The 26987-nt window shown below is 40.9% G+C and carries 25 protein-coding genes; 3 read left to right on the top strand and 22 right to left on the bottom strand.

The window, feature by feature from the left end; translation table 11 throughout:
- Positions 1–102: 102 nt before the first annotated feature.
- The 6 genes from alr to pstB (GOP56_RS18070) all read right to left on the bottom strand — a co-directional run bounded on the left by alr (position 103) and on the right by pstB (GOP56_RS18070) (position 5141).
- A complete protein-coding gene (gene alr, locus GOP56_RS18095) occupies positions 103–1308 on the bottom strand; it encodes an alanine racemase (RefSeq protein ID WP_163246212.1) in 1206 nt (401 codons plus the stop codon).
- 3 nt (positions 1309–1311) lie between these two features.
- Entirely contained in the window at positions 1312–1755 is a 444-nt protein-coding gene (locus GOP56_RS18090; protein ID WP_163246211.1) for a hypothetical protein, read from the bottom strand.
- A 225-nt stretch (positions 1756–1980) separates the two neighbouring features.
- Positions 1981–3012, bottom strand: coding sequence for a DUF4367 domain-containing protein (locus GOP56_RS18085; RefSeq protein WP_003333538.1), 1032 nt, complete (start codon positions 3010–3012; stop codon positions 1981–1983).
- A gap of 321 nt (positions 3013–3333) precedes the next feature.
- Positions 3334–3660 carry a gamma-type small acid-soluble spore protein gene (locus GOP56_RS18080; protein ID WP_121473327.1) on the bottom strand — a complete coding sequence of 109 codons (327 nt, stop codon included), beginning with the start codon at positions 3658–3660 and terminating at the stop codon, positions 3334–3336.
- 210 nt (positions 3661–3870) lie between these two features.
- Positions 3871–4203: an ArsR/SmtB family transcription factor gene (locus GOP56_RS18075; protein WP_003333541.1), complete on the bottom strand. Its 333-nt coding sequence runs from the start codon at positions 4201–4203 to the stop codon at positions 3871–3873.
- 185 nt (positions 4204–4388) lie between these two features.
- The gene (pstB, locus tag GOP56_RS18070; RefSeq protein ID WP_035319060.1) at positions 4389–5141 is read right to left on the bottom strand and encodes a phosphate ABC transporter ATP-binding protein PstB; all 753 of its coding nucleotides are present in this window, start codon (positions 5139–5141) and stop codon (positions 4389–4391) included.
- 194 nt (positions 5142–5335) lie between these two features.
- Here pstB (GOP56_RS18070) and GOP56_RS18065 point away from each other — a divergent pair, with 194 nt between their 5' ends.
- Positions 5336–5530, top strand: coding sequence for a DUF378 domain-containing protein (locus GOP56_RS18065; protein ID WP_003333543.1), 195 nt, complete (start codon positions 5336–5338; stop codon positions 5528–5530).
- A gap of 107 nt (positions 5531–5637) precedes the next feature.
- Here the strand turns inward: GOP56_RS18065 and GOP56_RS18060 are convergent, their stop codons facing one another.
- From GOP56_RS18060 to GOP56_RS18035, 6 genes are all read right to left on the bottom strand, one after another.
- On the bottom strand, positions 5638–6159 hold the full coding sequence (locus GOP56_RS18060) for a GerMN domain-containing protein (protein WP_003344815.1): 522 nt from the start codon (positions 6157–6159) through the stop codon (positions 5638–5640).
- A 22-nt stretch (positions 6160–6181) separates the two neighbouring features.
- Complete coding sequence (locus GOP56_RS18055) at positions 6182–7855, bottom strand: N-acetylmuramoyl-L-alanine amidase family protein (protein ID WP_163246210.1); 1674 nt, start codon at positions 7853–7855, stop codon at positions 6182–6184.
- Positions 7856–8121: 266 nt separating this feature from the next.
- Positions 8122–8547 carry a hypothetical protein gene (locus GOP56_RS18050; RefSeq protein WP_035319063.1) on the bottom strand — a complete coding sequence of 142 codons (426 nt, stop codon included), beginning with the start codon at positions 8545–8547 and terminating at the stop codon, positions 8122–8124.
- Positions 8548–8618: 71 nt separating this feature from the next.
- Positions 8619–8876 carry a stage VI sporulation protein F gene (locus GOP56_RS18045; RefSeq protein ID WP_003333548.1) on the bottom strand — a complete coding sequence of 86 codons (258 nt, stop codon included), beginning with the start codon at positions 8874–8876 and terminating at the stop codon, positions 8619–8621.
- A gap of 147 nt (positions 8877–9023) precedes the next feature.
- Positions 9024–10640, bottom strand: coding sequence for a peptide ABC transporter substrate-binding protein (locus GOP56_RS18040; protein ID WP_163246209.1), 1617 nt, complete (start codon positions 10638–10640; stop codon positions 9024–9026).
- Positions 10641–10821: 181 nt separating this feature from the next.
- Positions 10822–12459: a peptide ABC transporter substrate-binding protein gene (locus tag GOP56_RS18035; RefSeq protein ID WP_163246208.1), complete on the bottom strand. Its 1638-nt coding sequence runs from the start codon at positions 12457–12459 to the stop codon at positions 10822–10824.
- A gap of 581 nt (positions 12460–13040) precedes the next feature.
- Between GOP56_RS18035 and GOP56_RS18030 the strand changes: the two genes are divergently transcribed.
- Entirely contained in the window at positions 13041–14201 is a 1161-nt protein-coding gene (locus GOP56_RS18030) for a HesA/MoeB/ThiF family protein (RefSeq protein ID WP_163246207.1), read from the top strand.
- Between the two features lie 15 nt (positions 14202–14216).
- Positions 14217–15440, top strand: coding sequence for a PqqD family protein (locus GOP56_RS18025; RefSeq protein ID WP_163246206.1), 1224 nt, complete (start codon positions 14217–14219; stop codon positions 15438–15440).
- 124 nt (positions 15441–15564) lie between these two features.
- Here GOP56_RS18025 and GOP56_RS18020 read toward each other — a convergent pair whose 3' ends face one another.
- The 10 genes from GOP56_RS18020 to pstB (GOP56_RS17975) all read right to left on the bottom strand — a co-directional run bounded on the left by GOP56_RS18020 (position 15565) and on the right by pstB (GOP56_RS17975) (position 26979).
- Positions 15565–16419 (bottom strand): MetQ/NlpA family ABC transporter substrate-binding protein, encoded by an 855-nt coding sequence (locus tag GOP56_RS18020; RefSeq protein ID WP_163246205.1) that lies wholly within the window; start codon positions 16417–16419, stop codon positions 15565–15567.
- Positions 16420–16450: 31 nt separating this feature from the next.
- Complete coding sequence (locus tag GOP56_RS18015; RefSeq protein WP_003333555.1) at positions 16451–17134, bottom strand: methionine ABC transporter permease; 684 nt, start codon at positions 17132–17134, stop codon at positions 16451–16453.
- Complete coding sequence (locus tag GOP56_RS18010; protein WP_035319065.1) at positions 17134–18165, bottom strand: methionine ABC transporter ATP-binding protein; 1032 nt, start codon at positions 18163–18165, stop codon at positions 17134–17136. Before GOP56_RS18010 ends, GOP56_RS18015 begins: the two co-directional genes overlap by 1 nt.
- 227 nt (positions 18166–18392) lie before the next feature.
- A complete protein-coding gene (locus GOP56_RS18005) occupies positions 18393–19427 on the bottom strand; it encodes an LCP family protein (RefSeq protein ID WP_163246204.1) in 1035 nt (344 codons plus the stop codon).
- A 126-nt stretch (positions 19428–19553) separates the two neighbouring features.
- A complete protein-coding gene (locus GOP56_RS18000) occupies positions 19554–19832 on the bottom strand; it encodes a hypothetical protein (RefSeq protein ID WP_003344839.1) in 279 nt (92 codons plus the stop codon).
- 51 nt (positions 19833–19883) lie between these two features.
- Positions 19884–22649, bottom strand: coding sequence for a calcium-translocating P-type ATPase, SERCA-type (locus tag GOP56_RS17995; RefSeq protein ID WP_174250734.1), 2766 nt, complete (start codon positions 22647–22649; stop codon positions 19884–19886).
- Positions 22650–22851: 202 nt separating this feature from the next.
- Positions 22852–23499: a sporulation membrane protein YtaF gene (gene ytaF / locus GOP56_RS17990; RefSeq protein ID WP_003344843.1), complete on the bottom strand. Its 648-nt coding sequence runs from the start codon at positions 23497–23499 to the stop codon at positions 22852–22854.
- 215 nt (positions 23500–23714) lie between these two features.
- Positions 23715–24146, bottom strand: a complete 432-nt coding sequence (locus GOP56_RS17985; protein ID WP_003333562.1) for a BrxA/BrxB family bacilliredoxin — start codon at positions 24144–24146, stop codon at positions 23715–23717.
- 80 nt (positions 24147–24226) lie between these two features.
- Entirely contained in the window at positions 24227–25825 is a 1599-nt protein-coding gene (gene rnjA, locus GOP56_RS17980) for a ribonuclease J1 (RefSeq protein WP_254068742.1), read from the bottom strand.
- Positions 25826–26202: 377 nt separating this feature from the next.
- Positions 26203–26979: a phosphate ABC transporter ATP-binding protein PstB gene (gene pstB / locus GOP56_RS17975; RefSeq protein ID WP_003333564.1), complete on the bottom strand. Its 777-nt coding sequence runs from the start codon at positions 26977–26979 to the stop codon at positions 26203–26205.
- Between the last annotated feature and the right edge of the window lie 8 nt (positions 26980–26987).

The raw sequence follows: 26987 nt of genomic DNA, 5'->3' as shown, positions 1-26987 counted from the left end.
TCTTATCAGTACCATTATGTCGAACCATATGCAAAAATATACCTTTTTGATGCTTTTCACCGATGCATGATGCCCACCTTAAAAGGTATTCGATCTTTTCCGCTAAATTCCTGCCATTTTTCGATATTCTTCCAAGAATTTATTGGCAATTCCATGACAGATACCGACAATTTTCCCATTTCGTAAGTAAACGCGAGGAATGCGATAATTGAGCATACATGTTACTTCATAATTGATTGTTCCCAAACACTCGGCTATCTCATCGAGCGTAATTTCTTCATTCCCTTGTTTTCCGTACAAAACCACTTCGTCCCCCACCTGGGCATCTCCTGAGTGAATATGAAGAATGGTTTGGTCCATACACACTCTGCCTACAATAGGCTCTCGTTTGCCATGACATAAGGCGACACCTCGATTAGACAATAAACGGGGAAAGCCATCACCATATCCGATTGGCACAGTGGCTATCTGTTCTTGATCGGTGGTTGTATAGGTGGCTCCATAGCTGATTGTGGAATGCGGGGGCATATTTTTCACATGGGAAATTCGGGTTTTTAAGCTGAGAGCTGGTTTTAGATCAAGTACATGCTGTTGTTTTATGAAGTCGGAAGGATACAATCCGTATAAGCCTATGCCCAATCGAATCAAATCATAACTCCATTCTGGAAAAACAATAGCTGCAGCCGTATTATTGCAATGAATGAGAGGAAGCTTATAGCCTGCTTGCTCAACAGCTTTCAGACGTTCCTGAAATAAGGTGTGCTGTCCTTTTACATGTGTAGTGTCTTCCTCATCTGCGCAAGCAAAGTGCGTGAATATTCCAACCCAACGCATGGAATCATTTGTAGTTATCGTATGGATAAGCTCCAGTAATTCTTTTTCATCACTTACCCCGATGCGTCCCATACCTGTATCAACTTTGACATGAATCTCCAACTTTTTAGAACTGCCTACCAAAAGACGGGCAGCATCTTGCAGCCACTGAAGATGATAAACGGTCAATTGAATATTCTCTTCTACAGCGGTTTGCATAGCATCTACGGGGGTATAACCTAAAACAAGGATCGGTGCTGTAATACCTGCTCGTCGCAGCACAAGCGCCTCGTCTAAAGCAGCTACCGCCAGTCTGGTAGCTCCATGCGCAAGTGCTTCTCTGGCCGTATATTCTGAACCATGACCATATCCATCCGCTTTAACTACTGCCATTATTTCTGAGTGGGCAGGGATATGTTGGCGCAGGGCAGAGACATTAGCCGCAATCGCATCCAGATCAACTTCTATCCATGTATCGCGGGCATATGGCTTCATGAATTATCGCCTCTTATTCTTTCTGTTAATAACATGTAGTCTCTCGTTTAAATGAGCTAGAAATTTATGAGATATCATGAGGGGCATACGTTTTCCGTTAATACGATACATATGTCTCCCTTCAATAATCGGCTCTACTTGCGTCAGTGGATACGCTGTTTCCTGTCCACGAATATTGATAATGAGATGAGATTTCGTCACAGTGTAAGTTGGTCGAAGTCTCCACTTATAAAAGAACGGAGCCAAGCCCACCAGTGCTACAGCACTTGCTATGGCGATTACTTTAAATACTGTGCTATCCCGATCACCAAAAAAATTCGACAGCAAAATCATGATTATCACAAAAAGTACCGTTTCCATAATTCGCATTTTAGCATCCTTACGTAAGAATAAATCTGAATAGGTCGCTTTTTCATGATAAAGTACCTCACCATATTCATGTTTCATCTGAGTTGAATCACCCCTTATAAATAACTCGTTACGTATCTTACCGTTTTTTTGGGGAGCCTGTCAATGAAGCAACATGAACTGTCAGAAAAATTTGTCTATATTTGCCGATTATATACTGCTTGAGTGGGCAAGTAATGTCTCTAGTTCGTACATATACTCTTCTTTCCTCATGATACATAGAAAAAGAGACGAAGACACTTCGCCTCTTGTAGCTGCGATGCTTTATTTACCGCCTACACCATAAGTAGATTGTGCTACTTTTAGCATTTCATCTTCAGGCAAGTCCCCAGAGAGTGTGAATTCGACACCATCCAGCTCCCATTTAAGAATGCGTTTTTCTTCAGCAGTCTGATACAGAACACCAATGGTAAAACCAAGATCTACAGGCATTCCTTGTTCATAAGAAACGGTAGCAGCCGTTGGGCGGCTTTCCATCAAGGAGTAGTTGTACTCTCCTTTATATTGTAACAATACGCTCTTCTCATTATTATGAGTCACTGGTTCAATGTTGTTTAGTTTAATTCCTGCTGGTACATAAGTTGGCTGTATAACCCCAAATTGGCTCGTAGGCTTCTTCACACCTGTTTCAGTTTGACCCATAGTAGGAACAGAAGGGAGGGCACTAGTCATGTTCTTATCTTTATCGAACGCGTCCTTCGGAAATTCAGGGTTAAAGTTGAACTCAGTGAAATTAATTTCTACCAGCTTATTCATATTATTGTCCATAATCTCGGCTCTCGTTGGTCTCAAATCATTGCTCATCCAAATTTTTTGCTTGCTAAAGGAACGATTGCCACTGTAGTTCGCTTTTACTTCAAAGACATACTCCTTATCATCCATTTTCAATTTACGATCAGCATCATTTACAATACTGTTAACCAACGTTTCATATAAGTAGAGAGGTCCATTGTTTTCTGGCCATCCACTTTGAAAACGGAAGCTTTTTTTCAGATGTGGAGTTAAGACAAAAACACCTTCATCATTACGTAAAATAATTTGTGTAATGTTGCGCTGTTTAGATGTGAGAGCTACACGATAATTATTTTGTTTAGAATACCAGACCTCCACATCATATTCTTGTGGTGTGGTACCGGTTTGCAGAGTTAACACTGCATTGGTCTTGTAACCGGTAATTTTGTCCATCTTCCCTCCTAATTCATTCACTACATCCTCTGGTGTCTTTGTCCCGAAGCATCCCGTCACGAGCAACGAGAGCACCAATAGCATGACTAAACCTAAAGCTCTACGTTTCATTACCTCAACTCCCCTTGTCTAGTTTCGACAATGAAGGGCTTGACTGTCTATTTCCTAGGAAATTTGTCAGATAGCTATCCAGCCAGCTCCAGTCAACATATTCTACAAGCCGACTGAATCTTGCACATTCCGCAAATATTCCTGCGCTAACAGAACTTTAGTAAAGTCTGTAGAGCTAACAGTTTCCCCTCCTGCTCTATGCGTTATATATCTATGAGCCTTCTCATCCCAATATGCAGACAAGTTAGAGTTTGTCTTGGATAGCCTGCAAAAATCTAAAAAGACCCTCACCCCAGGGGTGAAGGTCTTTCGCGAAACCTATTATTTAGTAGCGTTGTTTTGTTGAGCAGCGCGAGCAGCAGAAACTCGGTTCTGCTTTTGCACTTGAGCTACGTTCGTTTCGCTTGCGAACTCAGTCGCTGTATTTTGTTGTGCAGCAGCACGAGCAGCAGAAGCTTGATTTTGAACTGCGTTTGTTTCACTTGCGAACTCAGTTGCTGTATTTTGTTGTGCAGCAGCACGAGCAGCAGAAGCTTGATTTTGTCTTTGTACTTGAGCAGCATTTGTTTCACTTGCAAACTCAGTTGCTGTATTTCGTTGTGCAGCAGCACGAGCAGCATTGTTCAAATCTTGTTGTTTGTTTCTCATGGATATCTCACCTCCCTTGATGACACATATAATTTGTGCGTAATCAAGAGAGCGTATCCACACCTTATTTTAACAGGTATATCTCAAAATGAACTTTTAAACGATCATTTAAATCGAATATTTTACCCGGAATATCTTCGTCATTTCCGTATGAATATACAAAAAAGGAGCCTTTACTAGCACTCCTTTTCGTATGATGGTCTTCTCTATCTAACTGCTTAAGGTAACACGCTGTTGCTTTTCAACAAGTGGCTTAACATCAGGCAAATGCTCAAGAATGATCTTCATAACTGGAGCAGCCTCGTTGTTTAGGGAGTAAAATACCCAGGCCCCACGGCGTTCTTCCTTTACCAATCCTTGTCCTTTGAGTTTCGCTAAATGTTGGGAAACGGATGGCTGAGAAGCTTGTAAAATTTCTACCAAATCACGTACACATAGAGATTGAACTTGTAACAAAGCCATAATGGTTAATCTCGTCTTGTCACCGAGTAGTTTGAATAAGTCAGCAAGCACCATCATTTGAATCATATCTGTGGTCTCCATATTCTTCCCACCTTTGTATAAACTTTCTTCACCAAGTATACTATATGGATAGTGAAAATTGGAATCCAAGGTTTTGATTTCTCTGAGTAATAACACGATTTTTACAGTTACACTTGAATTGGAGAAAAAAAAGAACGGCTTTAGCCGCTCTTCAAAATAAAGGGGGGTATAGCTGTATCTCATAATCAGCCAAAACGGCCGGAGATATAGTCCTTCAGGCGTTGATCTTTAGGATTCTCAAACACCTCAGTGGTTTGGTTCATTTCAATGCATTCACCTTGTAAAAAGAATGCTGTTTTATCAGAAATACGAGCAGCTTGTTGCATGTTATGCGTTACCATCACCAACGTATAGCTTTCCTTTAATTGTATCAACAGCTCCTCTATTTTAGCTGTAGCAATAGGGTCGAGGGCAGATGTCGGTTCATCCAACAAGATGATCTCTGGTTCTACGGCTAGAGCCCGTGCAATACATAAGCGTTGCTGCTGTCCACCTGATAAACCATGGGCGGGTTTATGCAAACTATCCTTTACCTCTTCCCACAAGGCTGCCTGCCTCAAGCTAGCCTCAACCAATTCCTCTAGTTGCTTCTTATCTCGAATCCCATGTAATTTCGGACCATATACAATGTTTTCATAAATGCTTTTTGGAAAAGGAGTAGGCTTTTGAAACACCATTCCGACTTGCTTACGTAATTGCTCCACATCCCAATTGGCATCATATATATTTTTACCTGCAATCTGAATGCTTCCGGTGATTTTCACTTGCGGAATCATATCATTCATGCGGTTAATTGTCCGTAAAAAGGTTGATTTCCCACAGCCGGAAGGACCGATTAAAGCGGTAATTGATTTTGGTTCAATCTCCATTTCAATATGCTTTAAAGCATGTGTTAATCCGTAATAGACATGCAGGTCTTGCACCTTAATCATGCTCAAGAACTTCGCTCCTCTCCTTGCTTGTATTCACAGATTACACGACAGACATGAAGCCTGTATGAGATTTATGTAAATTTTTTTTAAAGGTGTACAAGAAACAGCGGGCTTTCCTTTTGGGTCAAAGCCAGCATGAATAATCTAAATTTGAAAAGGAAATCATGAAACTACTTATAAAGAAAGGAGTGAGTAGGGGCATGGATAAATTAGTATTGCTTCTTGTTATTATCGGTGCTATCAACTGGGGGCTAGTTGGCTTATTCCAACTTGATGTGGTTGCCACCTTGTTTGGGGGTATGAACTCTACTTTAAGTCGTATTATTTACACGATTATTGGTATTTCCGGAATTTATGCTATCAAGTTTTTTGGGAGCGACCGTCAACGTACCTAGAAATCAGCTATGTGTACAAGCCGACTCATATAAAACGAAAAACGGTGCGTCATGCTAGACACACCGTTTTTTTGTTTCTACCTCATATTCTATTCAGGTTCGTTCTGTTAGGGTGTAGAACGAGTTAATGGTTCATCAATGCTAACATGCCCCATGAGGGATTCTGTCTTTTTCCCATCTACTAAAACAACGATTTTCATAACCTCTGGGAACTGAAACATGGTTTGTTTCAATGCATCAATAGCAAAGGCTTCACCACTAGAGCCCATATTATATTGGTTTGTCCCCTTAGCATCAATGGTTAACGTACCGTTTTCAAACGTAATGGAGTGGTAACCAAAATCTTTCCACAGTGCATTATGTTCTGGCTTGGATGGTTTCCCCAGCAATTCCATTGCCTTTGCATACTTGTCCTTGTCAGATGCAGGCGCTGTAATCTGCTGCTTCTCTTCTATTAGCTTGGTTAGATCATTGTCTGCATAGTAAAGGGTAAGAGTTAGCTGTTGTGTTTCCTTCACAGGTTGTTCTGTCTTGGCATCTTTAGATGGTTCCACTGGCGTAGAATTGTTATTGCATGCAGCCACTAGTAAGGCTAGAAGGGCACACATGATAAGAGCTATTCGTTTCATCTCACACCTTCCTTTCGTTTCCTTAGTAGGTTTGGTAATACTCAAAGATCGCATCTGCTAATGATTTTGCTACTTTATCTTGAAACTGTGGGGACATTAATTGAGTATTTTCGATTTGATTCGTGAGAAATCCTGTTTCTGTTAATACAGCAGGCATTTTCGTGTTCTTTACAACATAAAAGTTGTTTTGTTTCACTTTCCGATCAGGGAATTGAGTGGCCGCCAATAGGTGCTTATGAACCACACGCGCTAAATCCAAGCTATTCTGATTGTAATAATAGGTTTCGGTTCCGCGCGTTTCCGGATTAAAGGAGTTGGCATGTACGGAGATAAATACATCAGCATCTATCTCATTGGCTATATCTGTACGCTCCTTTAGCGTCAAATACGTATCGGTGCTGCGGGTTGCGATGACTTGAAATTCTTTATGCTGTTTTAGGTATTCAACTAGACGATTAGCTACAGATAAAGTAAAATCCTTTTCATAGTTGCCGACCGTTCCTTTAGCTCCTACATCATGACCACCATGCCCCGCATCTACAACAATGAGATACCCCGTTTTTTGCGGTTTAGCTTGTAATTGCAGCTTTACACCATCATTTGTCGACACTAGCTGATATTTACTTGAGCGATTCAATTCCACTACAACTCTGACCGTTTTAGGATTGTCCTGATATTGGCTGTATCGAATCGATCGGATAAGCGGCTGAGTTTGTTGGCTGACTGCGCTAATGGATGCATCATTGGAATCTCCATCACTTAGCTCCAATTTTTCTGGACTATCCATATTAGAGGAGGAATAATTGGAGGAACTGCTCTCTTTCCTTTGATCAATCACTATCTCTTTGTTTTCCTCGTCACGCATTTTATTGGATAGTTCCATTTCCGGGAAATCCATGACAATCCGATAGGGATTTTGTAAGACTGACACAGTTGGCGATACCTTATATCTGGTTTGAATCTGAACACTTTCATCCTGTGGCTCAATATCTGTCAATCTGTTCATGCGAGTAATAACCACTTCATTGCGCTTTTCGTCCCATTCGGCTACATCTGTTCCGATACTGTCTGTTATATCTTGTAAGGATATAACGGTCGTCGAATCAATTACTTTCTTCAAGCTGGCCTTGGCAGTCAGCTCGTCTTGGGAAACTCCCAATCTGTCTGCAATCGTCTTCACTGGTAATAAAACCTTATCCTCCCAGTGATATACTTTCTCAGTAGCCGGTAAAGATTGTCCATTAATTTGCGTCTGAACAGGTTGGTTGACAATTACGGTCCGGCTGTCATTATCCCATCCTACCGTCGCTCCTAATGCTTCCCCCACAAATCGCAGCGGTAGTAGCATCCGATTATTAATGAGCTCGGGCGTGGCCTCTAAGGTCTGTGCTTTCCCGTTTATGTAGGCTTTCTTGCTGCTTAACTGCAAAATTACCTCTCGATTATCTTTCGTAATCTTAGCCTTTCGCTCCTGTTGGTTCCAATCAATTTTTGCTCCCAAGCCCTCTGCAATAACGCGAACAGGGACAAGGGTGCGTCCGTTAGAGATGAGCGGAGGAACTTCCGCATTAACGCTCCTACCCTCGATCCGTAATTGTATATTGCCCTGTGTCGACTGTCCTGCGGCATCTATTGCTTGAGGCGCCATCCAAATAAAACTACTCAAGGCAACCAAGCCTAAAACAAACTTTTTCAAAATTTCTCCTCCCCTATCTTGCTGTTCATTACTTTAGACGTTACTTGATGAGAAAAGTTTTTAGGCTTTTGGTACTAAAAATCCTCACACTAGCTTCAAGTGACGATAATTTATAATAGCAAAACAATTGGGCTAGTGGTTCATTATTAGCCGTATAACAGTAAAAAAAACTGCCCCCTCAAGTTAAAGACATGGGGGCAGCTTTTCACCGTAATCTTTTTTACAAAATTCACTTTTATCTTTTTGGTTTTTATAAACCATTTTCGTTACCGTTTTTTTGTCTCATATTTAACTGGAATAGGTAAGTTATTTGTTTGGAGGTTGCCTAATATCTGTTGGATTACATTAGCTACGGCAGGATTAGAAAGAATCTGCATGGTATCCTTCATCTTAGATTTCGATATCTTTGGCATCACTTTGCTAATTTCCGGCATTATGGAAGATAGCTGGGGGAGCAACGGTAGCACTTGCTCCAAATTAATTCCGGGACTTGGTTTGGGTGGTTCTTGCACAATGACAGGCTCTGGCGGCTTCCCTCTCCTAGGAAAAAGACTAAAGCTAAGCCGTTTACGTTCTGGCTCGACAGGTCGTAGCCTTCCTAACATCATCTTTATTTCTTGAATTTCTCTTCGGAGATGGGCCATTTCTTGTTGAACATGTGCATGTTGGTTTTGCTGAATTGTGGATAGCATCCTTAGTTGATTGCTTTGGGTTGAGTTTCGACGTTTTAGTGGTGTCTTCTTTGAAATGACAACCCTCTCCTTTACTTCATCCCTTTTTTGATTCTGTCTAAATCACTTTGGTCTAGGCCCTTTTTCTTCAATTGATCCAGCATGCTGCCAATGTCTTTTTTCTGCATAAGTTTCTTTACTTGCTCTGTATAATTGTCCAAGTCCCTTTTTGATAAATCTTTACCTGATCTACTTGCTAAATCCTTGATAACCTCACGAATTCCTGATTCCGTTTTTAATTTATTCTTGTCAACTGTCGCCGCCAATTTCAAAATTTTTCCCCAGTCCATAATCATCCTCCCCTGATATCATCGTTCTCTTTACTCTATGAAATAGATGGTAAACTCGCTTGGTCATTTGTCCTATCAAAACGAAAAAAACAGAATTCCCTCTGGAACTCTGCTTTTTTCTGTTACCATTTATTTGGTTTTTAACGTTTATTCAAAAGAAGACCACTTGAAATCTACATTACCCATAGCATCTACAACAGCACCTTTGAGGTTGTCATTTTGTAGCCAAACATTGGAATCAAAGTAGATCGGAATAACTGGCATTTCATCAATAATAATTTTCTCTGCATCTGCTAAATACCCTTTGCGTACCTCTGGGTTTGTTTCAGCATCAGCTTTATTTAACAGTTCTTTGTATTTTGCATTTTCCCATTTGGTATCGTTGTTTCCACCAGTTTTATCTTTATAGATCTGTAAGAAGCTAATTGGATCATTGTAATCGGCATTCCAGCCATTGCGACCTACTTGGTAGTTACCTCTGTGTAGGTCATCAATAAATACTTTCCATTCTTTGTTAGTCAGCTTCACGTCAATATCAAAAGCCTTTTTCCATTGATCTTGAATCGCTTCCGCAATCTTCTTATGCTTTTCCGCAGTATTAAAGGAAATTTCAATTGGTGGAAGCTTCGTTAACCCCTCTTCCTTCATACCTTCAGCAAGAAGCTTTTTCGCTGTATCTACATCGCCATCTTTAAAGAAACCCTCTTTTGCTAAAGCCATAGTTGGAGGCAGCAGATTAGTAGCAGGGGTTTGGCCAGATTGTGTAATGTTATCTGTAATTGTTTTGCGATCAATTGCATATGCAAATGCTTTACGGATTTTTACATTATTAAACGGTGCCTTCTCCGTATTAAATTTGTACCAATAGATACCTGCTTTTGGCTGAACATGCAATTTGCCGGATGCCATGTTATGAGCGATTGCATCAATTGGCAGCATACCATTAGGCTGACCTGCCCAATCAAGGTCTCCATTTTCAAACATGGACAGCTCTGTATTTTCATCATCAATCATTTGATAGACGATTTTTTCCAATTTTACGTTATCTTTATCCCAGTAATTATCATTTTTCACAAGAACGATTTCGTTTTTGTGCTTCCAGGATTCCATTTTAAACGGTCCGTTACCAACATGCGTACTTGCCTCTCCTGCCCATTTTTCGCTAGATGTTACAACTTTTTCATTTACAGGATAAAGCGTATAGAATGCTGTTAGCTCTAGGAAGAACGGAGTTGGATTGTTCAAGGTGACTTCAAGCGTGTGCTCATCAAGCGCTTTTACACCAACATCCTCAGCCTTGGCTTGCCCTTTGTTATAAGCTTCTGCATTTTTCAAATAATACAATTGATAGGCATAAGAAGCCGCTGTTTTCGGATTTAGTACACGTTTCCAGGCATATTCGAAATCTTTTGCTGTTAATTTTTCACCGTTAGACCATAGTGAATCGCGTAAAGTAAATGTATAAGTTTTGCCATCTTCAGAAATTTTATAATCTTTCGCTACAGATTTTGTTATGTCCCCGTCTTTACCTGAGCGCATCAAGCCATCAAAAGTCGCTCTCAAAATGGCAGAGGAAGCATTGTCATCCGCAAGGCCAGGGTCCGCAGTAGGTGGTTCAGAATGCAGATTCACACGTAGGACTTGCTCATGAGTACCACTAGCCGCTCCTGTTTTATTCTCAGAGGCTGCATTGCCACCACAGCCGGCCAATGCTGTACTAAGAACTAAAATGGAGCTTACAGCTGCAAAAACGCTTTTATTCATGTGTATTATGCCCCCTAAAAAAAGATATATAGAATTAAATATACCTTGTTTTTTTCGGTAACAAACACTTTTATAACGAAAATTAATTTTAATTTATGTTACAAAATTTACATTTATATGTTCAAAAAAATAAAGAGGAGCATCATTTGCCCCTCTTTTATCCATCTGATTTCTAGTAATCTTATTGTTCTAAATCTGCCCATTTCCAGTCAATGTTACCCATAGCATCGAAGCTTACACCCTTCAGCTTAGGATTTTGCACCCAAGAATCAGTGTAGAAGTAGACTGGGATAACTGGCAGTTCGTCCATGAAGATTTCCTCTGCCTTTTGTAATAACGCATCACGTTTTGCTTTGTCTAGCTCTTTTTGAGACTCGTTCACAAGTCGTTTGTATTCAGCATTTTCCCAGTTAGTATCGTTGTTTCCACCCTTTTTATCACGGAACAACTCAATATAGTTAATTGGATCGTTAAAGTCAGCATTCCAGCCCATACGTCCGATTTGGTAGTTACCTTGGTGTAGTTTATCCAAGTATACCTTCCACTCGGAATTCTCTATCTTCACATCAACGCCCAGACCTTTTTTCCATTGGTCTTGAACAGCTTCTGCAATTTTTTTATGATTTTCAGAGGTGTTGATTGAAATCATAACTGGAGGCAGCTTATCCCAGCCCATTTCTTTCATACCCTCTGCTAAGAGCTTTTTAGCTTCGTCTACATTATTATCTTTAAAGTAACCCTCTTTTTTAAATGCCATAGTAGGTGGTAGCATTCCCATTGCTGGAATTTGTCCGGACTGTGTTACGTTCTTAACGATCGCATCACGATTTACAGCATAGGCAAATGCTTTACGGATTTTGGCGTTATTAAATGGAGGTTTCTCCGTGTTCATTTTATACCAATAAATAGATGCTTTTGCCTTTGTAATCAAAGTATTATTTTGTTGCAGAGCAGGAATTGAATCCAACGGAATATTGCTTAGAGGGTTACCTGCCCAATCCAACTCACCGTTATCATACATGGAAAGCTCGGTATTTTCATCCTCTACCATAGAGAATTCAAGCTTGTCGATTTTTACAACATCGGCATCCCAGTAGTGTTCATTTTTCTCAAGAGTCATTTTGCTCTTATGTTCCCAGTTCGTCATTTTAAATGGTCCGTTACCAACGATGGTCTTAGCTTCTTTAGCCCAATCCTTGTTGGATTCAACCAGCTTTTTATTTACAGGATAATACGTATAGAAGCTAGTAAGCTCCAGGAAGAATGGTGTTGGGTTTTCCAATTCTACTTCCAAGGTCTTATCGTCAGTCGCTTTAACACCTATATCCTCTTTTTTACCTTTTCCTGTGTGAAATGCTTCCCCACCTTTAATGTAATACAGTTGGTAAGCATAGTTGGATGCTGTCGCTGGATCTAATGCACGCTTCCAAGCAAATTCAAAATCGTGCGCTGTCAGCGGCTCGCCGTTGCTCCATTTAGCATCTCTTAAATGGAAGGTATATTTCTTGCCATCAGTTGAAACATCAATTTTTTCAGCTACGGATGGCTGTGGTTTTCCTTCGCTGTCGGTACGAGTCAAGCCATCAAAGATTGCACGGATCACTGCACCAGAAGTGGTGTCCTCCGCAATCCCAGGGTCTGCTGTTGGTGGTTCAGTATGCATGTTCAAACGCAATACCTTCTTCTCACCTTTTGAAGCTTCTTGTTTCGACGCATCAGTAGCTGCCGGTGCTGATGTGCTTGTGTTACCTCCACATCCTGCTAAAGCTGCGCCCAAAACCAAAACGGAACTCATTAGTACAAAGATATTCTTTTTCATCTTTTTGTGTCCCCCTTTTTTCTTTCTCATTTGCTTTACTATACTCTTTTTCAGAATAATATAATATAATTTTCTTTTACATTTAATTATTTTTTATTAATTATCAAGATAAATAAATAAAAATAAAGTGTATTTTTGGTAATACAGAACTAAAAATTACTGTAATAGGTTTTTATGGTTCTAATTTACTAAAAATGAAATAGTTTTGCAATTCGGTAATTCTGTCAAATTGCAAAAATCGATTCCGGTTAGGTGCCAAAACATTTTGTTCTACTCCTAGTTTTATCCTTTTCTCCTATAAGTATCCTTGTGAACCGTTTTCGTTTTCTTACGAACTTTGGGACCACCAACATGAGACATCCTGAATGACATGAATGAAAAAAGCAGTCCTTTATACAGTTTCAAGTAAATGACTGAAAATTGTAAATTTATGTTGAAATACGCTTAACGAAACGATACAATCTACGTTAGATAATTCTGACAATTATTTGTTTTATTCCTGTTTATGATTGCAAGTGGATTATGGATCGTTGTTACGCTACTCTTATCGTCGTTTCTATACCTATAAGGAGATGTATTGTATGGAACAAAAACCTATCTTAAAAGAAATCCACCCTATTATCGAAATTGGCTCTGACACTCTCCAAATTGGACAAGTATCTGGCTTCCTCAATCATATTCCCGATGAAACGGGGTCTATAAAAACATTACTTCAGCTACTTGATGGTACCCGCACTAGTAAGCAGATACACCAGGAGCTAGTCAGCAAGCATCCAGAGGTCACATTTGAGGAGTTAACAGAGGCGATTACTGCCCTGAACTCTCTGGGTTATCTTGAAGATCAGACCTGGGAAGAAACAACTTCTCTCTCAACGGCTCAAAAGGATCGGTATCGGGCAAATCTTCGCTTCTTTTCGATTTATTCGGATATAGACAATCCTCCTAGTAAGATTCAAGAAGATTTGCTGCAAAAGAAAGTAACTATTCTTGGATCAGGGGCCTTTGGCTCTACTCTTCTCTCTAGCTTTGCTGGTCTGGGTGTTACAAATGTCCGAATTGCAGATTTTGACCGTGTGGAGCTGAGTAATTTAAATCGCCAATTATTATTTAAAGAAAGTGATATCGGGCGGTTAAAAATCGAAGTAGCGGAGGAATTTGTTACAGAACGCAATTCAAGCATGTCAGTAGAAACCATTCGGAAGAAAATCTCCTCTGTTGACGATGTTAAGGAGCTTATAGCAGATAGTGATCTTGTTATTTTAGCTGCTGATACCCCTTTTTTCTTCATTCAAAGATGGGTAAACACAGCATGCGTTGAATTAGAAATCCCTTATATTGCAGGTGGAGTTAATGTAACAGAAGGAACCTTTTATCATATTTCCCCTAAAAAAACGCCTTGCTTGGATTGTTTCCATCTGTATCACTATGATCAAAACCCAGATCAATATGAACAGGATCTCAGATATTTGGTGGATTCAGGATATCATCTTCCTACAGCTACTATTGCTCCGAATTTATCCATTATTACAGGAATTATTGCTTCTGAAGCATGCAAAATTCTCACAGGTACAAGCCAAGTTCAATCTCAGGGAAAATTCGTGTCGATCAACTTCTTAACTTATGAAACAAAAATCATTTCCGAAACGGAAAGAAAAGAGCTGGATTGCCCGACCTGCGGTGAAGGAAATCGAACACTTTCTATCTTCTCGCTGAAGCAATCAGCCGAAGAAGTGCTTAGCTAACGGAGGAACGAACGAATGAAATTAACAAATACCAGTAAGCTGCGTATGCATCCCTTACAAAAACGTCAGGTCAATGAAGAAGAAACCATAATTGGTCGACCCGATAAAAGTGAATATATCATGCTGCCTACCTTCGCAGTCGAAATCATTGAGATGCTAGATCAGGGGCAAACCATCATTCAGGTAGCTGAAGAAATGGAAAAGCGCTTTGGTGAGCCTGTTGATGTTCGCGATTTTGCACTCGATCTGATTAACGAATATCAATTTGTATACACAGTAGATGGAGTAGTCGTAAATGAAAAAGAGATACGCGTCGATCATTTACCATGGATATCCGAACGTGTTGGGAAAGTATTATTTAATAAATGTACCTTCTCTTTCTCTATTGCCTGCTTTTTATCTGCTGTTACTCTTCTCTTAGTTCATCATGAATATTTTCCCGTGTTTACCGATATTTTTAGCTCGCCATCCTTGACCACTTCTCTTTTGCTAGCAGTTGTTGTTAACTATCTGTTTTTGTTCATCCATGAGACAGCCCACTTAACTGCTGTGCGTTCTCTTGGGGTAGGAAGCCGAATCGGTTTTAGCCATCGCCTATTCTTTCCTGTGGCAGAAACAAATATGTCAGACATCGTGCTAGTGGAACCCAATAAGCGTTATACAGCCTATCTGGCGGGGATGGCTGGAGATGCCCTCTTTTTTAGTATGGGTGTCTGGCTTCTGTACGCTAATGATGTAGGAGTCATCCTGCTATCTGATTTTCTACTCCCCTTTATTAAATTAATGAACTTGAATTTCTTAATGGCTCTGGGCTTTCAATTCATGTTCTTTATGCGAACGGATATTTATTATGTCTTTACTACCTTTTTTGGCTGTAATAATTTATTTGATAATACACAACTATTTCTACGTAAATTTTACCGAAAATGGACGCCTGACGAACAAGAGACATGGGACTCTGTAGATATGCGAGAAAAAAAGGTGATCCGCTGGTACTCTATTTTCTTTTTGCTGGGCTTTTGTTTTGCGCTTTACTTCTTCTTCAATTTCTTTTTGCTCCAGTCAATCGAGATTATTCGCCGAATTACGACTGATTTCTTACAATACCCTATCCTCTCCTGGCAATTCGTGGATGGTATTCTCTTACTTCTTTTAACGTTGCTCCCATTTGGCATTGTCATCTGGTCATGGAATCGGCAAAGAAAAATAACCCGCAATGTAACCCGTCAGGTATCGTAACCCTTCCGTCTAATGAGCACAAAAAGATGACCTAGAGAAAATCCTGGGTCATCTTTTTTTATATCCTCTATGCTCATTTCAACGAAAAAACTGCCGATTTTATTCGACAGTTTTTTCGACATTGTTATTTAAGCTGTCCTACAAACACTACAGCACCATTATACTTCTTATCAATGAAGTCTTTCACTTCAGGGGAAGTCATAGCTTTAGCAAGCTTTTTAATTACTTCACTATCTTTATTGTCTTGACGAGTCGCCAATACATTTACATTTGGGTTATCTTTACCCTCTTCGATATAAATAGAGTTCTCTGTTGGTTTTAATCCAGCTTCCATCGCAAAGTTAGAGTTAATCACGGCTGCATCAATACCCGGATCGTCAATTGCACGTGGCAGCATCGCTGGTTCTAGCTCTTTTAATTCTATTTTTTTCTCAACGATGTCAGCTACAGTGCCATTGGTAGCCACTCCATCCTTTAATTTTAACAGACCCGCTTTTTCAAGAAGGACAAGAATACGGCCTTGCTCTGCAGAAGCATTCGTAATTGCTACTACTGCGCCCTGCGGAAGAGCTGCTAAATCCTTGTAAGCTTTAGTTTTATTAGAGTAAATTCCCATTGGCTCAATGTGAATGCCTGCTACATACGTAAGGTCTAACCCTTTTTCTTTATTCGTTTTCTCTAACCAAGGAATGTGCTGAAAATAGTTCGCATCTAATTCCTTCTCAGCAAGCTGAGTGTTAGGCATGACAAAGTCTTGGAACAGGACAACATCAAGATTAATATTCTCCTTCTGTAGCATCGGTTTAACCACTTCATTTAAAATCTCCGCATGAGGAACAGCCGTTGCTCCCACCTTTAGTGTGACTGGTTGTCCTTCCTGTGGTGTAGCTGTGCTATTATCGGTTTTATTACCAGCACCGCACGCCGCCAAGCTTAAAGCTAATACCCCAATCGCTAGTGTAGAAAAAATCTTTTTCATCCTTTTACCCCCCTATTTTCATGCATTATAATCAACGATGATCCAGCTTCCGCGCAATCGCGTCACCAATCATCTGAATGATTTGGACAAGAATAATCAGCAAGACAGTCGTAACCAGCATGATATCTGGCTTAAACCCATTAAAGCCATAGTTGAATGCCATCGCTCCTAGGCCACCCGCACCTACGACACCTGCCATCGCTGTATATCCTACCAGGCTAACAGCAGTAACCGTAATACCTGAGACAATACCTGGAAGCGACTCTGGAATCAAGATTTTATAGATAATTTGCCAGTTGCTAGCACCCATGGATTGCGCCGCTTCAATCACGCCTCGATTTACTTCACGAATGGAGGTTTCCACCAAGCGGGCAATAAACGGTGCTGATCCAACAACAAGACTGAGAATCGCCGCGTTAGGTCCGATTGAAGTCTGTATGAGTACGCGCGTGACTGGGATAAGGATAATAATTAATACAATATAAGGAATCGATCGAAAGATATTCACAATAAAACTAAGTAATTGATATAAAGCTGGCATCGGCTTTAGATGTCCTTTGCTTGTCACAACGAGTAAAATGCCTAATGGTATACCAATAAGTGCCGCAAATAGTAATGAAAACAAGACCATGTAACCTGTTTCCCAAATGGCCTTCTGAATTAAATCCCAGAATTTAACGACGTTCGGTAAATAAGTTAGCAAGAAATCATTCATCAGCGATTACCTCCTTCTGCACCTCGAATGACATCAACAATAATGCCACTCTTCTTTAGGTAGGCAATAGCATTTGATTCGGCATCAATATCACCTGGAATCTGAATGTATAGAGTACCAAAGGCAACATCTTTTAAACGCTTAATCTGTCCCTGTAAAATATTTGCCTGTACCCCAACCTCACTGACTAACTGACTAATGATAGATTGACTAGCAGAACCACCCAAGAAGGTTAGACGCAGGACTGCACCCGGTCCCAAGCCATCCAAAAATTCAGCAGATAGCTGATCATTACCAGATACTTGACTTAGGAATTCTTTGGTTGTAGTTGTTTTAGGATGGGAGAAGACTTCTACGACATCACCCGCTTCAATAATTCGCCCGCTTTCCATTACAGCTACCTTATCACAAATTTTTTCGATCACATGCATCTCATGCGTGATTAAAATAATGGTTAACCCTAGTTTGCGATTAATATCTTGTAATAATTCCAAGATAGAATCGGTTGTCTTCGGATCCAGAGCTGATGTTGCTTCGTCACACAACAGCACATCAGGCTGATTGGCCAATGCACGAGCAATACCTACACGTTGCTTTTGACCGCCAGATAATTGAGATGGATACATATCTGCTTTATCTGACAACCCTACCAATTCTAATAATTCTTTTACCTTTGCTTGATGCTGTGACTTTGGCACGCCCGCAATCTCCAATGGCAATGCTACATTGTCTGCTATTGTCCGCGACCACAGCAGATTAAAGTGTTGAAAAACCATACCGATCTTGCGTCTTGCCTTACGTAATTCTCTTGGCGTTAAATGATGGAGATGTGTGTCACCCACAGTAACCTCACCACTTGTTGGCGATTCTAGTAGGTTAATCATACGGACTAGCGTTGATTTTCCAGCTCCACTGTATCCAATGATGCCATAAATATCTCCCTGCTGGATTGTCAAATCGACACCATTTAGGGCCGTAAAGGTTCCAAAGCGACTTTTAAAAACCTTTACAATGTTTGTTAGTTTAATCATGAGAGTAGAATCGCCCCCTGTTTCACCCGCGGCTTTAACCGAACGGGCAATAAATTACGTTAAATATTTCGGAATCTTCGAAATTTTAAGATATATATCAATTCCTACACAATCACTAGGAATTGGCTAAATCATCTATAAGAATAAAGAATTAGGCATCCTGTGTCAATGGAAAAATAATAGAGATGGTTCATGATAAACCATCTCTATCAAAATAAATTGCGTTTCTAAGAAGCATGCTTTACAGAGGAATCTTGATTGGTGTTAGAGGAATCTTTCTGTTTTCCTTCTTCATCCTCTGCTGCGTCACTTTTATTTAGCTGCTCGTCCACATATTTGATGACGTCTTTTTCAGATGGAATTAGCACAGCACCTTTGCCAGGAACATGGGCTTCTTGGAACTTATGCATCGGTGGCAATTGATGACCACCTTCTCCTGCCTGTTTAAGCGACATCCCCAATGAGCCTAGTTTGATCATATCAAGTGTGGCAAGATTGGTTTGGATATAAGGCTGTACACTATCCAAAATCTTAGGAATTTGAAGAATAGTAGTGGTAGATTTTAATTCGGTAGCCACTGCGCTTAATAGCTTACGCTGTCTCTCTGTACGCGTATAGTCAGAAGTGGCATCATGTCGGAAGCGAGCATATTGCAATGCTTTCTCACCATCTAAGCGTTGCAATCCCTTTTTTAAATTAATATCGTACTTTCCTTTATCTGTCGGGTCATGATAGCGCATGTTCTTTTCTACATCTATCTCAACACCCCCAACAGCATCAATCAAGCTCTTAAAGCCTTCAAAATCAGTGATTACATAGTAATGGACTGGTTGTCCTACAAAATCACTGACTGTTTCCATGGCAAGCTCTGGGCCGCCATACGCTAAAGCTTCATTCACACGCGTTTTGCCATGTCCAGGTATACGTACCAGCGTGTCACGCATAATAGAGAATAGGTCATACGTTTTCTTTTTTGGATCAATGCTCACTAGCATCATGCTATCAGAGCGTGGAAGTTCATTTGGACGCATCTCACGTTTGTCTACACCCATTAATAGAATGTTAACACGCTCGGTTCCCGTCCATACAGGTGGAGCCTCTGGCTTTGTAGCAGCCGGATTCGATGGAAAGATTGTCGTGTCTTGAATCCCTGACAAAAAACCAAAGATTTTATATGCAAAAAAAGCCGCCGTAATCAAAATAAGAAATACACATAATAATAGAATACGCTTAGTTCGAATGCTCAAACTGGATTTCACCATCCTTGTCAGTCCGTGTCAAAATTTGTTGGCTTGTTTCATCCTACTAGTATACTCGAAACGGCTGTTTTGCGAATCATTTTTCTTTACCACTTTTGGAGAATAGAAGAAAAAGGAGCTACCTGATGGTCAGCTCCTTCTTTGCATTTTCTCTTCATGATATGGGGTATTCACTCGTGATTCCAGTTCTTTCGGAACTTTAACCTTGTATACCTTTACCCAAGCGTGATTTTCATGAATCAAATGTTTTTGACTATGATACTCGATGCCTCGTTCCTCCAAGTGCTTGCACCATTGGACAAATTCCGTCTTATCAGTAGTTCGAAGTAGGGTTACCCATAATCGCTCCTCAAATAGATAAGCGATGAGCGAACAGGCCAGCGTCATCACAAGAAAAAATGTTTCCATAGCACCCCCTCCTGTTGCTACTGTATGCATGCCGAGGAGAGTACGCTTCTATTAGTTGGCTTTATAAGCTTCTTTGGGCTGCGAGGAACGAAAAACTCCACCCATACCAGCAACAAAAGTAGGAATTCCTGCTGCAACAAAGATTAAAGCCCAATCTCGTAGGGAGAGGGAGGTGGTTTTAAAGATTGGCTGCATGACATCCCAATAAATAACCACTATTACCATAGCCATTGACGAGAGCACTGCCCAGACCAAGAACTTGTTGCTAAATGGATTGCGGTGAAAAACGGAATGCTCGCTACGGCAATCAAATACGTGAATGAGTTGTGCCAGAACTAAAGTAGCAAACGCCACTGTTTGGGCATGAGTAAGATCATTCGGATTTTCATAATACGCAACGATAAAAGCTCCTAGGGTCATCGTTCCAATTAAAAACCCCCGACTAATAATCTTCCAGCCCAATCCACGGGCAAAAATATTTTCATGTTTTTTACGCGGTTTATGTCGCATTGTGTCTCCCTCAGACGGATCAATCCCTAATGCCATAGCCGGTAGTCCGTCCGTCACCAAATTCACCCATAGGATTTGGATCGGAAGTAAGGGTAAGGGTAGTCCCATTAGCATAGCGAAAAACATAACTAATATCTCTCCTACATTGGATGCAAGTAGGTAGCGAATAAACTTTCGAATATTATCATAGATGTTTCGGCCTTCCTCAACAGCAGAAACAATCGTAGTAAAATTATCGTCTCGCAATACCAGGGATGCCGCTTCCTTCGTAACATCTGTTCCCGTAATTCCCATTGCAATCCCTATATCAGAAGCCTTGATGGCAGGTGCATCATTTACACCATCACCTGTCATTGCTACAATATGACCACAGTTTTGCAACGCTTTGACAATACGTAGCTTGTGCTCTGGAGACACACGTGCATAAACATATACCTTTTCAACCGTTTGCATCAATTCTTCCTCAGTCATTTCATCAATAGTGGCTCCTTCCAGCACATGGCTGTTCCCTCCCGGCATCAGACCAATTTGACGTCCTATCGCTTCTGCGGTAATTTTATGATCCCCTGTAATCATTACTGTTTTAATACCTGCTTGACGACATAGCTGGATAGCAGACTTTACCTCCTGACGTGGGGGGTCAATCATGCCAACCATCCCTAAAAATGTAAGATTCGTTTCCAAGATTGATGAGTTTTCACCTGATTTATAGTTTTGGAGTGATCGGTAAGCAAAGCCTAGGACTCGCAGAGCTCTACTTGCCATCTCTTCTGTTTGCTTAGCAACTTCTATACGATGTGCATTTGTCAGAGGTATAATTTCTCCCTGCCAATAGATGTGAGAGGAGTTCATTAACAGAGCCTCAACAGCTCCCTTTGTTAATAGCTCTGTTTTTCCATCTGGAGATTGTTCTACTACAGACATCATTTTACGCTCAGAATCAAATGGTAATTCGTCAATGCGAATGGTGGGGTCGCCTTGTTTTTTCCCCTCTTTTAATGCCTTGTAGGCTAAGCTAAGCAGGGCTCCCTCAGTAGGATCTCCAATCACATTCCATGTGGAAATATTTTTAGACAAAATGAGCTTGGACCTCTCCTTTTGCTGAGCATTTACTAATTTTGCATTATTGCATTTTTCGGCAATTTGACAAATCTGAGTTAGTCCTTGATCGATCGTTGCCTTGATAGATTTTCCTTGCCATGTAATTTCCCCATTGGGCTCGTAGCCATTCCCCGTTACATCAAAGCTTTTTCCGCTATGCCACAGGTGAGTCACTGTCATTTTATTTTCAGTAAGAGTCCCTGTTTTGTCAGAGCAAATGACTGACGCACAACCAAGCGTTTCGACAGAGGGGAGCTTGCGAACAATGGCATTTCTTTTAATCATTCTCTGCACGCCTAGAGCAAGGGCTACTGTAACGATTGCAGGCAATCCTTCCGGTATAGCCGCTACAGCAAGACTAACCCCTGAGAGAAACATTGTCATCAATTCTTGTCCATGCCAAACCCCTGCTACAATGACAAAGATCGTAAGTAGCAATGCAATCCAGACGAGTGTTTTCCCCAACTGTTCCAATTTAATCTGTAAAGGAGTTTCTATCTTGTCAGCTTGATTGATCAAATGCGCAATTTTTCCGATCTCGGTAGACATGCCTATTTCAATAGCAATTCCCCTTCCAGTTCCTCCGGCTACCATCGTTCCCATAAAAGCTAGATTCTTCTGGTCGCCGAGTGGAACAGCTCCTGTTGATTCAATCACATTCGCAGTTTTCATTACTGCTATCGATTCTCCCGTAAGCGTAGATTCCTCTATCTCTAGCCGATTGGCATTAATCAGTCTCATATCAGCAGGAACACGATCACCTGCTTCAAGAAGGATAAGATCGCCTGGAACTAATAGGGTAGCAGGGATCATGTCCAAATTTCCGTTGCGAATGACACGGGCCATAGGGGCTGCCATATCTTTTAAAGCGTTGAGCGACCTCTCTGCTTTCGCTTCCTGAATAAAGCCTAACACGCCATTTAAAAAAATGATGGCAATGATGGCGATAGCGTCTAGGTACTCTCCTAAGAAAAAGGAGAGGATGGTGGCAACCACTAGCACTCCCACCATAAAATCTTTAAACTGATTCATAAACACAACATAAAGTGGGATTTTCTCGGCCTCAGCAAGCTGGTTTTTACCATATTTTTGTCTACGAGTAGCCGCTTCCTCCTGTGTTAAACCGTTTTGAACGTCACTGCCTATCATTCTGGGTATTTCCGCTAGAGGGACTTGGTACCACGGTTTATTCGGCTTCAATACAATCTCCTCCAATGCTCTTCATCAACTTATTCTCATATCTATGCAGACAAGCCGACTAGTATGAAAAAAGCTTGAAATGAAAAACAGCGGATGCACGAAGCACTTCTGTCGCCTCAATCCCTCGGATAGCTAATCGTCCATGGAATCGAAAAAGCTTCGGTTTCTTCTCTTAAAACTAAGATACCGAAGCCCTCCGTTCGTTCCCTCACCATTTGAAAAGACCTATTCCTATTAAAAGGATTGCCGGGAGAAATGATAGCCGCTGAAACCATCCAACCGACGAAAAATGCCGTCCCACCTTGATCCCCGCCCACAATAAGATCATGCTAGTTAAAGCCACCCAGACCGAGGTCAAGAGAGGTGCAAACCCCAATAGAGTTAAACTAATTCCAGAACCAAATGCATCAAGGGACAACGCCAAACCTAGCATGACCGCTTCTGTTCCTACGATATGCCCCGAATGATCTGTATCCGCTTTGGCAGGATTGCGTAAAATGTGTATCATTAAACCAAACATTCTTATTGTCCAGCGAAATTCCCGATATGTTGCCTTCTCCTTTACCGGTAGGATATCTGACTGCTTCTGTTTACTAACCATCATTTTCCAAAAGGTTACACCTCCTATCAGAATAAGCACGGTTGCTCCAATTTTAGAACTAAGTTCAGAAGTTACCCAATATTGAAGCCATTTTCCTATTGTCATAGAAGCAAAGATCACGGTAAAGGAACACAGACCAATTACCATAAACGAAAGAAACGGCATTTTCATTTTACGTAAGCCATATGACATCCCAACGCCGAAACCATCCAGACTGATTGCTAAACAAATCAGCAATAACGACACTAGCCCCATATCTATATCCACCTCTTCTTTCATCCCATCATATGAAAGATAGCGGGGGGCCGGTTACCTTTAGTGCCTAAAGTATTTTTACACTTGTCTATGCACCACTGTTCGCTTTCTAGGCCATCGTGTCTTATTCTCTCGCATTCCCTGTAAAACCGGGGATGTTCAGAATAAAAAACGCCCATTCCTATTATGGAATGGACGTTCTAATTCCCTGCTATCTATTTGCAATGTTGATCATAAGCATCAGTTAGGAGATTCGCAATGGATTCAAGCTCATTGCCTTCAATTTGGTGGCGTTCAACCATCGCTACCAGCTTACCATCCTTCAATAGTGCGTAGGAAGGAGAAGAAGGTGGGTACCCTTCAAAATACTCGCGTGCTTTCGCAGTTGCTTCTTTATCTTGGCCAGCAAACACTGTGTAGAAATGGTCTGGCTTAGCTTCATGGCGAGTCGAATAGATAGCTGCGGGACGAGCCAATCCTGCTGCACAGCCGCATACAGAGTTAACCACTACCAATGCAGTTCCTTTTAGGTTCGAGATAGTTGCTTCTACTTCTTCTGCTGTGCGAAGTTCTTCAAACCCAGCATTCGTTAACTCATCTCGCATTGGTTGTATAACCTGGCTCATATATGCTTCATAAGACATCATAATCGTTCAACTCTCCTTTGAATACATTTCTTCTATTATACCTGTTCTCGTATCAATCGAGTACAGCGGATCTACATTTATTACACTTCCATTACAATGGTAAGAATCATCGGGTTGCGTCCCGTTTTTTCAAAGATGAACGGCTTTAATACCTGGTTAATCTGAGATTTCAATTCAGACCACTCTCTGACTTTACGATCTAATGCTTCCAATAGCTTCTGTTTGACTAAAGCAGTAGCTTCCTGGATCAGCGATTCGGAACCCCTCACATAGACAAAACCACGACTTACGATATCTGGACCAGTTAGAAGCTTAAATTGTTTCATATCGATGCTAACGACAACAACCATTAATCCATCCTCGGCAAGATGTTTACGATCGCGCAATACGATATTGCCAACATCACCAATACCGCTGCCATCAATAAGCACGATACCTGCTGTCACCTTGCTTGTCACACGCCCTGATTCTCTGGTACAAGAAACTACATCGCCATTATCAATAATAAAGATGTTATCAGACTCTACACCCACTTGTTCAGCTAATCTACCGTGCTGTTTTAACATCCGATACTCTCCATGGATTGGAATAAAGTAGGTAGGACGCAAAAAACTCAGCATAAGACGCAATTCTTCACTACTGCCATGACCGGAAGCATGAATATCAAACGCTGTGTTTTGTACTACGTTAGCTCCAGCACGGTATAGCTTATCAATAATGCGACTTACATTAACTGTATTTCCTGGAATCGGCGATGCAGAGATAATGACTGTATCGTCTGGATAGATCTGAACGGAACGGTGTGAACCAGACGCAATACGCGTTAGCGCTGCCATCGGTTCTCCCTGACTACCTGTACAAATAATTAATACCTTGTTATCAGAGTAATTATCAATGTTTTTAATGTCGATTTGACATCCTTCAGGTATTTGGATATAGCCTAGCTCCTGGCCAATCATGAAGGCTTTTTCCATGCTTCGGCCGATAACAGCAATCTTCCTGTCATCCGCTACTGCTGCATCTACAACTTGTTGCAAACGGTGTACATTAGAAGCAAAGGTTGCCAGAATGATACGACCTCTCGCCTTGCTAACGACATCCATAATGCTATCGCCAACCGTACGCTCTGACATTGTAAAGCCTGGACGTTCACTGTTGGTGCTATCAGACATCAAAGCTAGTACACCATTTTTTCCGATGCGGGCAATTTTTCCAAACTCTGTAGGACGTCCTACTGGTGTCAGGTCAAATTTAAAATCCCCTGTATGAACCACTGTTCCTTCTGGTGTCTCAATCGCAATACCAAACGAATCAGGAATACTATGATTAGTACGGAAGAAAGAAACAGAGAGATTTTCAAATGACAAAATCGTATCCTCAAACACAGGTACCATCTTTACGTCATTTTGCATACGGTGCTCTTCAAGCTTAGCCTTTACCAAACCAAGTGTCAGGCGTCCGCCATAAATCGTTGTCTGGATTTGTTTTAACACATAGGGAATAGCACCAATATGGTCTTCATGTCCATGAGTAAGTACCATAGCCTTGATCTTATGCTGGTTTTCAATTAGGTAGGAAACATCTGGTATCACCAAATCTATCCCAAACATTTCGGTCTCAGGAAACTTTACGCCACAGTCGATGATGATAATCTCATCCTCGTACTCTACGCAATACATGTTTTTACCAATTTCCCCCAGACCACCTAAACCAAAAATTTTAACCTCACTCAAAAAAATACCTCCTACAAATACGATGTGGGCCGTTCTATGCACTCTGCCTTTATAGTAACATAATTTTCATATGGATAGTTGTATTCTCCCAAGGCTTTCACACTTTCACTTTTCTTCCACTAAAAAATTAGTATACTCATTTCGACTATAAAACAGACTAAAAAAAGCAAGAATCCGTGAAAACAGGTCTTTCCCATGCCTAACGCATGAAAGATTGATTTGTACTCAAACAAGTAGCCTATATCGTTATGATTTCCCGTTATATAAAAAAACCAGCAATGACGTAAAGCCATGCTGGTTTTTTCTGTTGTACCACCTTATTCTTACCCAAAACGACCGCTCAGATAATCTTCTGTCTCTGCTCTCTTAGGGTTATTGAATAATTTGTCAGTAGAGGCTTTCTCCACTAGCTCTCCCATGAGAAAGAAAGCCGTCTCATCTGCTACTCGTACAGCCTGGTGCATATTATGAGTCACAATGACAATCGTATAATCGTGTTTCAATTGGATGATGAGCTCTTCAATCTTCGAGGTAGAGATTGGGTCCAACGCTGAACAAGGTTCATCTAAAAGCAGGATTTCCGGCTTCATTGCGATTGCACGTGCTAAGCACAGCCGTTGCTGTTGACCTCCTGACAGAGCTAGAGCGGAATCATTCAGCCGATCCTTCACTTCATCCCATAAGGCAGCCTTTCGTAAACTTTCTTCCACTATATCGTTTAATTCAGCTTTATTAGTAGTCCCGTGATGGCGCGGTGCAAATGCAATGTTTTCATAAATGGATTTTTGAAAGGGATTAGCACGTTGAAACAGCATTCCGACCGATTGACGCAATCCCTCTTTTTTTACAGAAGGCTCATAGATATTCGCTCCATCTAGCAAAAGTCTCCCTGTCACACGACAGCCTTTAATCTCTTCATTCATGCGATTAATCGTGCGTAGAAAGCTAGATTTCCCACAGCCGGACGGACCGATTAAGGCTGTTACGGTATTGCGTTGCATTTGGATATGAATATTTTTTACAGCATGCTTGTCGCCATAAAAAACGGACAAGCTCTCTGCTTCAATAATTGCTTTTGTTTGGGCAATTGTTATTGGCATGATTGATT

The organism is Brevibacillus sp. 7WMA2 (assembly GCF_010748895.1).
In the GTDB taxonomy this organism is placed as follows: domain Bacteria; phylum Bacillota; class Bacilli; order Brevibacillales; family Brevibacillaceae; genus Brevibacillus_B; species Brevibacillus_B halotolerans.
Note: the sequence above shows the minus strand (reverse complement) of the source record. Positions and strands in the feature narration are given on the sequence as shown.

Bases quoted from the DNA above. Each gene is read 5' to 3' on its own strand.
- GOP56_RS18045 (WP_003333548.1), bottom strand. From the start codon at position 8,876: ATGGACTGGGGAAAAATTTTGAAATTGGCGGCGACAGTTGACAAGAAT.
- GOP56_RS18035 (WP_163246208.1), bottom strand. From the start codon at position 12,459: ATGAAAAAGAATATCTTTGTACTAATGAGTTCCGTTTTGGTTTTGGGC.
- ytaF (WP_003344843.1), bottom strand. From the start codon at position 23,499: ATGGGGCTAGTGTCGTTATTGCTGATTTGTTTAGCAATCAGTCTGGAT.
- GOP56_RS18025 (WP_163246206.1), top strand. From the start codon at position 14,217: ATGAAATTAACAAATACCAGTAAGCTGCGTATGCATCCCTTACAAAAA.
- GOP56_RS18080 (WP_121473327.1), bottom strand. From the start codon at position 3,660: ATGAGAAACAAACAACAAGATTTGAACAATGCTGCTCGTGCTGCTGCA.
- alr (WP_163246212.1), bottom strand. From the start codon at position 1,308: ATGAAGCCATATGCCCGCGATACATGGATAGAAGTTGATCTGGATGCG.
- GOP56_RS18085 (WP_003333538.1), bottom strand. From the start codon at position 3,012: ATGAAACGTAGAGCTTTAGGTTTAGTCATGCTATTGGTGCTCTCGTTG.
- GOP56_RS18040 (WP_163246209.1), bottom strand. From the start codon at position 10,640: ATGAATAAAAGCGTTTTTGCAGCTGTAAGCTCCATTTTAGTTCTTAGT.
- GOP56_RS18090 (WP_163246211.1), bottom strand. From the start codon at position 1,755: ATGAAACATGAATATGGTGAGGTACTTTATCATGAAAAAGCGACCTAT.
- GOP56_RS17985 (WP_003333562.1), bottom strand. From the start codon at position 24,146: ATGATGTCTTATGAAGCATATATGAGCCAGGTTATACAACCAATGCGA.
- GOP56_RS18015 (WP_003333555.1), bottom strand. From the start codon at position 17,134: ATGAATGATTTCTTGCTAACTTATTTACCGAACGTCGTTAAATTCTGG.
- GOP56_RS18005 (WP_163246204.1), bottom strand. From the start codon at position 19,427: ATGGTGAAATCCAGTTTGAGCATTCGAACTAAGCGTATTCTATTATTA.
- GOP56_RS18065 (WP_003333543.1), top strand. From the start codon at position 5,336: ATGGATAAATTAGTATTGCTTCTTGTTATTATCGGTGCTATCAACTGG.
- pstB (WP_003333564.1), bottom strand. From the start codon at position 26,979: ATGCCAATAACAATTGCCCAAACAAAAGCAATTATTGAAGCAGAGAGC.
- GOP56_RS18030 (WP_163246207.1), top strand. From the start codon at position 13,041: ATGGAACAAAAACCTATCTTAAAAGAAATCCACCCTATTATCGAAATT.
- GOP56_RS18020 (WP_163246205.1), bottom strand. From the start codon at position 16,419: ATGAAAAAGATTTTTTCTACACTAGCGATTGGGGTATTAGCTTTAAGC.
- GOP56_RS18000 (WP_003344839.1), bottom strand. From the start codon at position 19,832: ATGGAAACATTTTTTCTTGTGATGACGCTGGCCTGTTCGCTCATCGCT.
- GOP56_RS18050 (WP_035319063.1), bottom strand. From the start codon at position 8,547: ATGCTATCCACAATTCAGCAAAACCAACATGCACATGTTCAACAAGAA.
- GOP56_RS18010 (WP_035319065.1), bottom strand. From the start codon at position 18,165: ATGATTAAACTAACAAACATTGTAAAGGTTTTTAAAAGTCGCTTTGGA.
- rnjA (WP_254068742.1), bottom strand. From the start codon at position 25,825: ATGTATTGCGTAGAGTACGAGGATGAGATTATCATCATCGACTGTGGC.
- GOP56_RS18060 (WP_003344815.1), bottom strand. From the start codon at position 6,159: ATGAAACGAATAGCTCTTATCATGTGTGCCCTTCTAGCCTTACTAGTG.
- GOP56_RS18075 (WP_003333541.1), bottom strand. From the start codon at position 4,203: ATGGAGACCACAGATATGATTCAAATGATGGTGCTTGCTGACTTATTC.